This window comes from Paenibacillus sp. FSL H8-0283 (genome assembly GCF_045040675.1).
GTDB lineage: Bacteria > Bacillota > Bacilli > Paenibacillales > Paenibacillaceae > Paenibacillus > Paenibacillus amylolyticus.
In genome coordinates this window covers 5249332-5262464 of sequence record NZ_CP150295.1, presented here as the reverse complement: position 1 = coordinate 5262464, position 13133 = coordinate 5249332, and the positions used below count along the sequence as shown (strand labels likewise).

The following is a 13133-nucleotide window of genomic DNA, read 5'->3' as shown; positions in this document are numbered from 1 at the left end:
ATAACAATGAACAGGTATGTTCTTTCGGCTAGTGAGCTCAATGAGATCTATGAACTCGTTGAATCTATTCCCGCAGACACGGATCTTGAGACGGATCGTTACTTAATGGAGGCAGCTCTATGGGGATATAATTTACCTTCTGAACTAAAGAAGAAATTAATTGATTTTAAACAATCGGAACAAGAATCTCATCTCGTTATATCCGGATTCCCAGTTAATGATGATGATATCGGTCTGACACCCTCCCATTGGAGAGAACGGCCAGATCCTAAATTGACACGAAAGGTAGAAATCTTTTTTTCGTTATGTGGGTCAATTCTAGGAGATTTGTTTGGATGGGGGACCCAGCAACAAGGATATTACATTCACAATATACTTCCTGTAAAGGGAGATGAGAATGAGCAGTTGGGCTCAGGGAGTAATTCGTTACTTTGGTGGCATACAGAAGAAGCCTTTCATGAATATCGGGCTGATTATCTCGGTTTGTTTTGTTTACGGAATCCGGATTCAGTTGCAACAACTTATGCATCTATAGATATGTTAAATCTGGAAAAGAAGTACAAGGATGTTTTGTTTGAGCCTAGATTTTATATTTTGCCTGATGAATCTCACTTTAGCAAAAATAATGTGGGACAAGATTCATCAGAGATTTTTGATCAATTTGAAGCTAATTATTCATCGAAGCAGCCTTTATCTATTTTATTCGGTAACTACGACTCTCCCTATATAAGGCTAGACCCGTTTTTTATGGGAGTTATAGATGAGAAAGATGACTTAGCCAGAGAAGCTATGGCACATATCGTATCCCAGATAGAAGATTCAATTATGGATATTACACTGAAACCGGGAGACATGTTGTTTGTTGATAATTATCGTGCTGTCCATGGAAGAAAACCATTCAGCCCCAAATATGCGGGCAGAGATCGTTGGCTCAAACGAATCAATATTACACGAGACCTTCGAAAGTCGAGAGATAGTAGAAAGAGTGCTGAATCTAGGTTGATACAGCCTAAAATGAAAAATAATGTAGGTGTTTCGACATGGACATGAAGATTTCCAAGCAAAATGTGGAAGCGGTCACAGATCTATCCCCTCTGCAAGAAGGGATGCTTTTTGAGCATATGATTAATCCACAGCAGCATCATGTAATATACCATTATCACATCAAAGCTACATTCCTAGACGAAGAGATTCTTCGCAGGGCATTAGATCATGTAACAGTTCAAAATGACACGTTGAGAACAGTTTTTCGGTGGGAAAAAATAGAAAGACCTATACGTATAGTGTTAAAGGAGTATCATGTGCCGTTCAATTTCACCAATTTATGGAGTGATCAACTCGGTTCTCAAGATCCACAAGGTGTTGATGAACTATTAGGGTCATTGCGCGAAAAAATTGATATTATGCATGCTCCTCTTCATATAGGTCTGTTAAAAACCTGTGAGGAAGAATGGCATATCGTCGTCGCATTTCATCATATTCTGATGGATGGTTGGTCCAATATGCTCTTTATGGAGCAATGGTTAGAAATATATAAACATCTGTTAAAAGACGACACCTATTCCGTAGTTCAAGAAAAAGCAAAATACAGCCAGTTCATTGAAGCCTTAAGACATACGAGCAGTCATTCGGAAAGCGTTTACTGGACGAGCTATTTAGATGGAGCAGTTAAGACCTCCTTATTTAAGAAACATAATCAGAATATAGATTCCTTCACAAACTACAAAATCAATCTTGGCGAAAATAATAAAGATTCGATTATGCATAACATTTCTACCATTCAAAGTACACTGGCCATGGCTGTTTATTCTACATGGGGAATCTTGCTTCAGAAATATGCACAAAGTGAAGATGTGCTGTTTGGGGTGGCTGTTTCCGGAAGAAATATGGAAGTCGAAGCTATTGATGAAACAATAGGACTTTTTATCAATACAATTCCTTTTAGGTTCAAACACAGTTCTGATGCTAATGTACAGCAGGTATTACAGGAGTGTGCCGGACGCTTCCATGATGGCATTGCATTTGAACACACACCTTTGACTCGAATTCATGAATGGTCAGGTTTTGGGAAGATAAATCGTTTGTTTGACACCGTTGTGGTCATTGAAAACTACCCTATGAATATAGAAAGTATGGAGAAAAATCATAACATTTCTATCCTGAATTATGAGGTTCATGAGACTAATCCATACGATATTACACTAACGGTTACGCCATCGGAAAGAGATGTTGAGTTTAATTTCAGCTATAATAGAGAGATTTTTGAAGATGAATTCATAAAAGGATTATCAGATCAGTTTATCCATATATTAAACCGAATGTTGAGCAACCCTCAGATGAAGTTGGAGCAGCTCTGGTATTTACCTGATGTGACAGCAGAGAATCTGGATCAGAAACCTTTATCAGACCTAGAGTCGATTCGTGCTTACAAGGAGAAAACACTAGATTTAATCTTCGATGAGATTTGCGTGGAGAAATCAGGGGATGTAGCGTTGGTATATAAGAACCATATTCTTACCTACGCAGAATTAAAAGTAAGGGTCGATTCATTTGCTAACTTCCTTCACAATCAATTGGATATTAGAGCAGATGACAGGGTAGGAATATGTTTACCACGTTCGGCTGAGTTAATTATTGCTATTTTGGGTGTGTTAAGAGTCGGTGCAGCTTATGTACCAATTGACCCGACATTGCCCGAAGAGCGCATTCAATACCTTGTTGAGGATAGTGGTATGATCGCCTTGGTAACGGATACAATCCCTGAAAATTATGACTTCCCCATGAGGCTTATTACATTAGAAGACTGGCATTCTTCTTCGAGTTCTATAATCATGGATTCAAGAATCCATGATGTCAGCTCACTAGCTTATGTCATCTATACGTCTGGTTCAACAGGAAAACCAAAAGGCGTTATGGTCGAGCACCGAAACGTTATTCAGTTTTTTGAGAGTTTAAATGATTACTTTAAACCGAGTACGAAGGATGCTTTACTATCGGTTACGACCGTTTCATTTGACATTTCCGTTCTGGAGTTGTTATGGACTTTATGTAACGGGATACAGGTTGTATTAAAAGTAGATGACCATGAACAATTTGAAAGCTACGACGCTTACTTAAATACGTCCCGCAAACTAGATTTCAGCCTCTACTTTTTTGGTAATGCGAATCGGGATAAGCAGCCTGAAAACGAGTATCAATTGTTACTTGAATCTTCCATTTTTGCAGATAAACATGATTTTGAAGCAGTATGGACGCCTGAACGTCACTTTCATGAGTTCGGTGGGAAGTTTCCTAATCCTGCGATAACCAGTGCTGCTATAGCAGCTGTCACTCAAAAAATCCATATTCGAGCGGGCAGCATTGTCTCCCCTTTACAAGACAGTTTGCATATCGCTGAAGACTGGGCCATGATTGACCAGCTTTCCTCTGGTCGAGTAGGAGTATCTTTTGCATCAGGATGGCATGTAGACGATTTTAGCTTGGCACCGGAACGATTTGAGAACAAAGAGGAACACATGTACAAACAAATAAAAGAAGTAAAAACATTATGGTGTGGTGGAGAGATTAGTAGAATCAATGGATTAGGTCAAACCACATCACTGCGTGTATATCCCAAGCCTGTTCAGGAAAACTTGCCGATCTGGATCACATCTGCAGGAAACCCAGATACATTTCAGAAGGCTGGGCAAATAGGTGCTAACGTACTTACACATCTACTAGGACAAGACTTGGAAACGTTAAGGAGTAATATCGATATTTACAGGAAATCCCTGTTGGAATCGGGATTTTCTCCAGATACAGGCAAGGTAACTCTGATGATCCATACTTACTTGGGTGATGAACTTGAGGAAGTAAAGAAAATAGTTAAAGAGCCTTTTTGTAACTATTTGCGTTCTAGTGCCGGACTTGTTCAAAGATTGATTGATAAACTCCACGAGGATTTTAACATTGAGTCAGAAGATGAAATGTATGAATTTGCTTTTGAACGATATTGGAATAAAGCAGCATTGTTTGGAACGGTAGAGACATGTCAAGTCATGGTAGACGAGCTTGTTCATATCGGAGTCAATGAAATTGCAAGCCTAATTGATTTTGGAATTGATTCTGTAAAAGTCTTGGAAGGGTTAGAACGATTAAACGAATTAAGGATGAAGAGTTTCAAAGAATACGAGAAGCTTCAAGTTCATAAGGAGAAGATGAGACCCATTAATTATTTTCAAACCACTCCTTCTCGGCTACAACATATTCTAAATGATTCATCCTCACACGAATTTTTAAAATCTCTGACAACAATCATTATTGGTGGGGAAGCATTTCCAGTGGAAATGTTCCACAAGCTCCGTCATATTACGGATGCCCGAATCGTAAATGCTTATGGCCCTACGGAGACAACGATCTGGTCGGCGTTATTGGATGTGGAGCAGAATAAGCGTGATTTTATACCGATCGGAAACCCATTACCCGGCGAAATGATCTATGTGGTGGATGAAAAACTCAGACCTTTGCCCCCTTACATTCAAGGTGAAATTGTAATTGGTGGAGGTGGAGTTTCGAGAGGTTACTTGAACAGAGAGCAACTAACGAACGAAAAATTTATTTACCTTCCTTCTGACCTGCGACAACAACAAGGAAAGTTCTTTAGAACTGGAGATCTTGGAGTCATACGGTCCGATGGATCGCTTGAATACCTCGGAAGAAAAGATAATCAAGTGAAAATTTCTGGATATCGCATCGAGTTGGAGGAAATAGAAGCTTTCATCCGTGCGATTGAGGGAGTTGTGAAAACCGTTGTGTTCGAAGGTGAATTCCAGGAAGGGTCAGATGCAGTGTTGCACGCCCTAATTGTTGTTCAACCACCTCTTAACAAAGAGTATATTCGTGAAATATTATATCAGCGGTTACCACGGTATATGGTTCCAAGGAACATTGTTCTCGTTGATGATATCCCCCTCAACACAAGTGGCAAAATTGATCGGGGTGCAGCAAAAAAAATGGATTTGCGGCAATTTTATGTGGAGGAAGAGAACGTTCTTCCCCAAAGTGAGGAAGAAATATTAGTCGCTGAAGTCTGGAAGCAGGTTCTCGCCCGTGATGAAATCAGTATTTCTGATGACTTTTTCTCACTCGGTGGAGATTCTATCAAAGCTATGCGTGTTGTAGCACTATTGAAGAAAAAAGATTATGAGATTGATGTGAAAGATATATTCCAACGCTCTACCATTAAAGGTCTCATTGCGAGCAAAAACAGTATTGGACGGAGTACGATACCTAGCGTAGATACTGGCAAAAAAGTGCCTTCCAGCAAGCGGAGAAGTCATTATCAATATGGTCAATTAAATAATGAGCAATTGCAACAGGTGGAACATATTATTCAAGAAAATAAAAAAATGGGAGGTTCACATCCATGAGTGATGTTCAAAGAATAGATGTTGTCCCCCCAATACAGGCAGGATTGATGTTCCATCTTATTAACGATGAACATCCTGATGGGACATATGTTGAACAGTTTGTTGTTCAGATCGAGGGACTGTTCCAATACGATAAATTTATAGAGGCTTTGCACGGCATCACGAAACGGTGTGAAGTAATGCGAACTACTTTCTTACATGAAGATCTTGATCAAGTGGTAAGGATAATCAGGAAGGAAGGATTCACAAGAGTGAATCACATGGATGCTTCCAAACTGGAGGGAGACGATGTTGAAGACCTCTTATGTAAGCTGCTGGTTGAAGATCGCACAAAGCCTTTTGTGGTATCAGAAGAAGCGCCCATACGATTTTCTATCCTCTCGACCAGCGACAACTCATTTAAACTGATTTGCAGTTATCATCATATACTCATTGATGGTTATTCCTTCAAAATTTTGTTGAGGGATCTTTTGGTTAATTATGACAATGTGTTGCATGCCCGTGGAACGGATATCCAGCTGTTGGGTATGCCAGATGCCCATTTCATTCAATGGTTGAATGAGCAAGATTGGATGGGAGCATCTGATTATTGGAATTCTTATTTGGCCAATTACGATTCCAATTATTCAATTCCAAAGAGAAATTATCAAGATGTTATATCCGAGTATAAAGAATTGAAACTTGTAGTTGATCCAGAATTGTTCAAGAACTTAAAAACCGTTGCTGCTGCATATCGTGTAACGATTAACGTAGTGTTCCAAGGAATATGGGCAATGATGTTACAACGATACGCTAATTCGGAGGACGTTGTATACGGATTGGTCACTTCACTTAGAGATCCCGGAATTGAGAATATCGAACATGCCTTAGGGGTATTCTTAAACACGATTCCAATGCGAGTGATATCAGCCTCAAATACAACTCTGGTAGATTTGCTTAGAAACATTCAAAATGACATGTTCAAATCGAGAGAGTTTTCATATTATCCGCTGCACCAAATCCAGGGGGAAAGCGAAATTTCTCAGGATTTAATTGATCACATCTTAATTTTTAATAATCATGGGGATATTCCTGCTGAGGATCAACTTTCTTTTGATCTGAACGATCAAATTACAGGAATGAATGTGAGTAATGTGACATTTGCTTCAAAATCACACTATCCATTAGAAATGATATTTGATATATATACTAACCATGCTGAGGTATCCATTATTTATGATCGTAACCGTTATGATTCGGAGTTGCTCAACTTGTTTAAAGGCCACTTCCTTCGAATTGTCCAATTGGTAGCTGACCAAAAAACGGAATTGATCAGAGATTTTGATATGTTGACTGCTGAGGAAAAAGGGAAGTTATTGAGTAGGCAGGAGCTTACTAGCATGCCGGAGTTCTCATCCGTTTTTCATATGTTTGAACAACAGGCTAATGCTCATCCTAATGAAACTGCTGTAGTCAGTGTACAACGGACTATGACCTATAGAGAACTTCTAAGGGAATCAACCAATCTCTCCAATGAAATGATTTCAATGGGGTTGCCTAAGGGAACGGCAGTGGGTTTGTTGTTTGATCGTAATGAATGGTTCATCATTGGTGCTCTGGCAATATTAAGATCTAACTTACGTTATGTTCCTTTGGATCCGGAAGCGCCTGAAGATCGGAATCTATATATTATGCAGGATAGCGGTATTCAATTATTGCTTTCGGAGAAGAAACTATGGGAAGCACAAGACAGGAATTATGAAGGAATGAACTGTCTTTTTATTGACAAAGCTTCCCTTTCCGATTCGGACCAAAAACCGAGCGCTTTAACTTATCCAGTTCTGTCTGATGACGGAGCTTACATTATCTACACTTCCGGAACAACAGGAAGGCCCAAAGGGGTTGAGATGCAACATAAGAGTATTATCAACCTAGTAAGAGGCCTATCTCTTGAGATATATGCACCCTTTGAGAAGAGATTAAATGTGGCTCAGCTTGCGCCATTTTTCTTCGACCAATCCATAGAGGAAATTTTCGGTTCTTTATTGCTTGGTCACACCCTGTTCGTTGCGACAAACGAAGAACGTTTGAATCAGGAGCAATTAGTTCACTTCCTTGATAATCATGCAATTCAAATGATGAATGGCAGTCCTAGTTATATCAGATCTGTTCTTTTTGAAAACAAACAACCACGATTTTTGCGCCGCTTATTAATTGGTGGTGAAAAGGTGCCTCATCAGTTGCTGGAGGACTTGTTTCAATTATACGGGCAGGAAGATCTGGAAGTATTTAATGTATATGGTCCAACGGAATGTTGTGTGGATGCAACGTACTACAAAGTAAACCTGAATGAGATCAAGAGTTGGCAAACTACGCCTATCGGTAAACCAATGATGAATAAAACGGCATATATTCTGGACAAATATGATCGTTTGCAGCCAGTTGGCATTTCAGGAGAACTCGTAATTGGAGGAGAGGGCCTCTCTACGGGTTATATACGCTTGCCGGATATGAGCCGGGCCAGATTTGTGCCGAATCCTTTTTTGCATAATGAACAAATGTATCGTACAGGAGACCAAGCTAAATGGTTATCGAGCGGTTATATTGATTTTTTAGGCCGTAACGATCGAATGGTAAAGCTGCATGGTTATCGAATTGAATTGGAAGAAATCGAAAAATGTCTGTTATCTCATAGTGCTATAGAAGAAGTCGCTGTCTTATTGAAAGATACCGAAGATCGAAAATTTCTATGTGCATTTGTTGTTGTAACTGAGGGGAAAGAGATATTGGACCATGACTTGAAACTATGGGCCTCACGGACTTTACCTCCTTATATGGTGCCAACAAAAATAGTCTTTTTAGAGGAGTTTCCTCTCTCTGATCGTGGTAAGGTGGAACATCATCTACTAGAGCGAATGAATGTAACGGGTGGTAGTTCAGAACAAGTTACTCGAGATCCTGAAGTGATGAAAATCATTCATCTATGGGAGGGGATTTTTAAGTTTGAGGGCATTGGGCCACAGGATCACTTTTTCGAGCTTGGAGGGCATTCTCTATATGCGGCTAACTTCATTTCTAAGTTGAAAAAAGAGATGGGAATCAATGCAACACTCAAAGAGTTATTTCTATATCCTACACCCGCCGATTTTGCAAAATTAATCAAACACAAACTTGTTCAGGGTTCCTCTGTTGAAGAACTCGAACCGATGTTTGAAGCAACGTCTACGCAATATTCGTTGACACCTGCTCAGACACGTATGTTCCTAATGCACCAAATGAACATGAACAGTACAAAGTACAATATCTCTGGGAAATTTAGGATTAATAAACCGTTGGATACTAGTAGACTTCGGACTTGTTTTCATCGTTTGTTGAAAGAACACGAGATTCTAAGAACACGCTTTTCGGTCGTGGATGGGACCATCATGGCAAGCATATTGCAGGAGTGGAATTTCAATGTACATGTGTGGCAATCTGAGCCAGCTGATGACGAATGGATAACAAGTTTTGATTTGAATGATGCTCCTTTGCTGCGAGTCTCTGTTTTTGAAGTAACCGAAGAGTGCTTTGACTTATTTATTGATATGCATCATATCATAACTGACGGCATATCAAACTTGAATTTAATCAATCAATTCATTCTTTTATATGATGGCGAGCCTGTAGAAGTAAATTACAGCTCTTATAAATATTATGCCTTATGGTTTGAAAGTTATATGAAATCGCAGAAATCTCGGGACGATCAGGCGTACTGGTATGGAAAACTAGAGGCTGAACGGACAGATTTCACTTTATTACCTGACTACTCAAGAACATCGGAACAAGATGGAAAAGCCGAGACTGTTTGGATTGAACTGAACGCTGCGATGACTGCTTCACTTCGAGAGTTGGCGAAGGGGCAAGACGCGACCTTATTTAGTGTATTGCTGGCCGCTTATAACGTGATGATATACAAGTATAACGGACAAGAAGATGTATTATTGGGTACAGCTGTGTCAGGACGGACTCAGCCCGGCTTTGAAGAAAGTGTGGGCTTATTTGTAAACACCATCGCTTTAAGGAATTACCCATCTGGTGGGAAGACATTTACCGATTTTTTGAATGAAGTAACGGATTCATTAATGAATGATCTTGAACACCAGGATTATCCGTTTGATCAGCTTGTTGACGATCTCTCAATCAAGAGGGAGCAATCCCGCAATCCTATTTTTGACGTCATGTTTATTATGCAGAATAGGACACATGCAGACAATCAAATGAATGAACATGATGATATTGTTGAACACGTCGTTGCGAGCGGTGATGCCAAATTCGACTTATTGATCGAAGTATTCGAACATACAGATGACATGTTAATCAAACTTGAGTTTAATAGCAGTCTGTATACAAAAAATACGATTGAAAAACACGGTGAATATCTCGTTCATTTAATTGCAGATATCTTGTCAAAACCTCATGAGAAACTTGCTAATCTTAACTTTATGAGACAAGTAGAGGTGGACGAGATCATCCATGCGTTTGATCGTACACAGATGGAATTCCCTGTTGGCAAGACGATTCAGCATCTTTTTGAACAACAGGTTGCAGCAGTACCTGACCATATTGCTGTTAACGATCAAGTTGAAGCGCTTACGTATCGTCAACTGAACGAACGTAGCAACCAATTGGCAAATGCTTTACTAAACAGGGGCGTATCTGCTGGGCATTTCGTTGCCTTGCATATGGACAGATCTATCCATGCAATCGTCAGCATATTAGCCATCCTAAAGGTCGGGGCAGCATATGTACCCATTAATACGAAGTATTCCGATGATTTGATTCGTTACATTATGGAAGATTGCGGCGCAGAATTTGTTATCGCTGACTTACCATCTGACGTATGGGATGCACTCGATACATCCGGAAAGAAAATAAGCTTGAGTGATCTGGTTGAGATCTATGAGACCGGAGATACAACAAATCCGGGGATAGCCCTTACACCTGAACATCTCGCATACCTAATCTATACATCTGGAACTACAGGCAAGCCTAAAGGAGTTATGATCACGCACGCCAATATCGTTAGATTGTTTGAGAATGAAGCACCGTTCTTCCCATTTCATGAGCAGGAAGTCTGGACCCTTTTTCATGCATTGAGCTTTGATTACTCAGTATGGGAAATGTACGGGGCTCTTCTAAAAGGTGCCAGATTGGTCATTGTTCCAAACGAGGCTGTGTACGATAATCGTGAATTTTTGGAGTTGCTAATTCGGGAGAAGGTAACCGTGCTTAACCAGACCCCGGGAGCATTGTATGCATTAATTAAGGTCATTTTGGAGCAAGACGTGGATCTGCCTTTGAGATATGTTATTTCTTCAGCAGAAGCGGTTCACCCGATAAGATTGCTTGCTTTTCATGAAGCTTATCCCGAAATAAATATCTTAAATATTTACGGGATCACGGAAACAACCATTTTTACAACATATAAGGAACTTCGACATGAGGATATGGCTAAGGATAATCGGAGTGTTGGAAGACCAATTCCTACTCTAAGCACGTATTTGCTGAATAAAGATGGACAGCTTTCTCCACAAGGTGGAATAGGCGAACTTTATGTGGGTGGAGCAGGTGTGGCAAGAGGTTATTTGAACCGAGAAGAACTGAACCAAGAGAGGTTCCTGGACAACCCATTCGCTGCGAACCAAAAAATGTACAGGTCCGGAGATTTAATGCGTATGTCGTCTGCGAAGGAGCTTGAGTATGTTGGTAGAATTGACGATCAAGTAAAAATAAGAGGATACCGCATAGAGTTATCAGACGTTGAAGAAAATTTAATGACGTATCCTGATATTGACGAAGCTTCGGTTCTGTCCCTGGGAGAACACCCAAATAACTACTTGTGTGCTTTTTATGTTTCACAGAGCCAGCTGCCAATCGAGGAGCTGAAAAGTCACCTTAACCAAAAACTTCCTTCTTATAGTGTGCCCTATAAATACGTACATCTAAATACCTTTCCCCTTACATTAAACGGGAAAATAGATCGTCGAAAGCTGATTGAGTTAGCCGAGCGTACGGAAGCGAATCCCAAAACTTTACCAAGGAACGAAATGGAAATGAAGATAGCCACGTATTGGTCTGTTCTCTTGGAGAAGCAAGGATTCGGGATTGAGGATGATTTCTTTGAATTAGGCGGAAATTCGTTACAAGCTATGCAGTTGGCGGATTATTTGCAGAAGGAATATCAGATCAACTTCACAATCAAAGATGTATTTGATAATCCAACGATTGTTTCGTTATCAAATGAAGTTGCTAAATCGGCCAGAAGGAATAGAGATGACCTTATAGCGACGAATGTAATTACCGGAGCTCGGTATCCATTATCTCTAGCCCAAAACAGAATTTTTCTACTGAGTCAACACCCTAATATCGGGATGTCATATAACATTGTAAGTAAGTTTGATTTGTTTGGGACATTTGACTTTTTACGCCTTGAATCTGCTCTCAAAACAATCATAGAGCGGCATTCCGTATTGCGTTATCGTTTTGGATATCACAAAGGCATGCCTGTGCAGTTTATGGGCGATTACGATAATTTCTTATACTGGTTTGATTCGACACTCGAAACGCGAGATCAGTTAATGGCTCAGTTATTGCAACCTTTCGATGTTGTTGGGGAAGAACCTCTCTTCTCAGCAGCAGTCATACGGATGGAGAATCATCATCATATATTGGTTATAAATATTCACCATCTGATCAGTGATGGAATCTCTATGGGGATTTTGGAACGTGAGCTGATGGCGTTGCTTAGGGGAGAAACATTGCCATCCATTGAATACCAGTATCATGATTATGTGATTTGGGAAACGGAGCGTTACAAGCGACAAATGTTGGACATTGACAAAAACTATTGGCTTACGACCTTCAGCGATTTTAAGCCTACTATCGCCTTGAATACAAATACTCATGTTCAGTCCTTTAGAGGCGGAGCGGTTTCATATAGCCTGCCCCAATCCCTCCTCGAAGACTTGGCAACTTTATCAAACGACAAGAAAACAACCTTATTTAATGTGCTGCTTACCTTATACAAATGTACCTTGCATTTACTATGGGGATCTGAGGACATCGTTGTAGGAACACCAGTCTCAGGAAGGGTGGACCAGGAATTTTCCGATACCATGGGTATGTTTGTTAATACATTACCTGTACGCAGCAAGCCACATGGAAGCATGAACTATAATGACTACTTGAATCACATAAAAATGGTTATGCAGGAGGCATTGAAACATCAGCTTTATCCGTTGGATAAGTTGGTGGAAGAGCTTGGGATTGCCACCGTTCCGGGACGATCACCTTTATTCCGTTTCATGTTTGCTTATGAAGTATGCCGGCCTTCTGTGTTCTACATTGACGAATTGAAGATCGTCGCTAATGAGACTATGGATGATGGAAGCGCCATGATGGATCTTTCATTTGTAATCCTGGAGAGCCCTACAGGGACGGAAATTCAGGTCGAATATGATACCTCCCAATTCAGCAAGGATATGGTCGAGTATATAGTTGAAACTTTCGTTGAGATTGCGGGCCAAGTTCGAGATGATCATGATATTAAATTGAATCAGATTAAAATTAGGCAGCAGAACGAGAGTGAAGGCGGATGGAATACGCAGCAGTTCGAGTTTGATTTTTGATCTACTGATCTACTGTAATTGTAACAGTCGTCGGCAATATGATTGTCGACGACTAATCAAATGGGAGAAAGCGAGGGAT

General features: G+C 40.1%; 3 protein-coding genes and 2 pseudogenes. All 5 read left to right on the top strand.

Going from position 1 to position 13133, the window contains the following annotated elements:
- Nucleotides 1-6: 6 nt before the first annotated feature.
- The 5 genes and pseudogenes from gntD to MHI52_RS23200 all read left to right on the top strand — a co-directional run bounded on the left by gntD (nucleotide 7) and on the right by MHI52_RS23200 (nucleotide 13054).
- Nucleotides 7-1050, top strand: coding sequence for a guanitoxin biosynthesis L-enduracididine beta-hydroxylase GntD (gntD, locus tag MHI52_RS23220; protein ID WP_340984484.1), 1044 nt, complete (start codon nucleotides 7-9; stop codon nucleotides 1048-1050).
- Nucleotides 1041-2375: pseudogene (locus MHI52_RS23215) on the top strand (condensation domain-containing protein); the annotation flags it as partial. The gene gntD and the pseudogene MHI52_RS23215, both read left to right, overlap by 10 nt.
- Nucleotides 2370-3017: pseudogene (locus tag MHI52_RS23210) on the top strand (AMP-binding protein); the annotation flags it as partial. The pseudogenes MHI52_RS23215 and MHI52_RS23210, both read left to right, overlap by 6 nt.
- A gap of 15 nt (nucleotides 3018-3032) precedes the next feature.
- On the top strand, nucleotides 3033-5408 hold the full coding sequence (locus MHI52_RS23205) for a MupA/Atu3671 family FMN-dependent luciferase-like monooxygenase (protein WP_405159415.1): 2376 nt from the start codon (nucleotides 3033-3035) through the stop codon (nucleotides 5406-5408).
- Nucleotides 5405-13054, top strand: a complete 7650-nt coding sequence (locus tag MHI52_RS23200) for an amino acid adenylation domain-containing protein (protein ID WP_405157708.1) — start codon at nucleotides 5405-5407, stop codon at nucleotides 13052-13054. The genes MHI52_RS23205 and MHI52_RS23200 overlap by 4 nt, the downstream gene beginning before the upstream one ends.
- Nucleotides 13055-13133: the final 79 nt, after the last annotated feature.

Excerpts from the sequence above, each read along its gene's own strand:
- gntD (WP_340984484.1), top strand. The coding sequence starts at position 7 with ATGAACAGGTATGTTCTTTCGGCTAGTGAGCTCAATGAGATCTATGAA.
- MHI52_RS23200 (WP_405157708.1), top strand. The coding sequence starts at position 5,405 with ATGAGTGATGTTCAAAGAATAGATGTTGTCCCCCCAATACAGGCAGGA.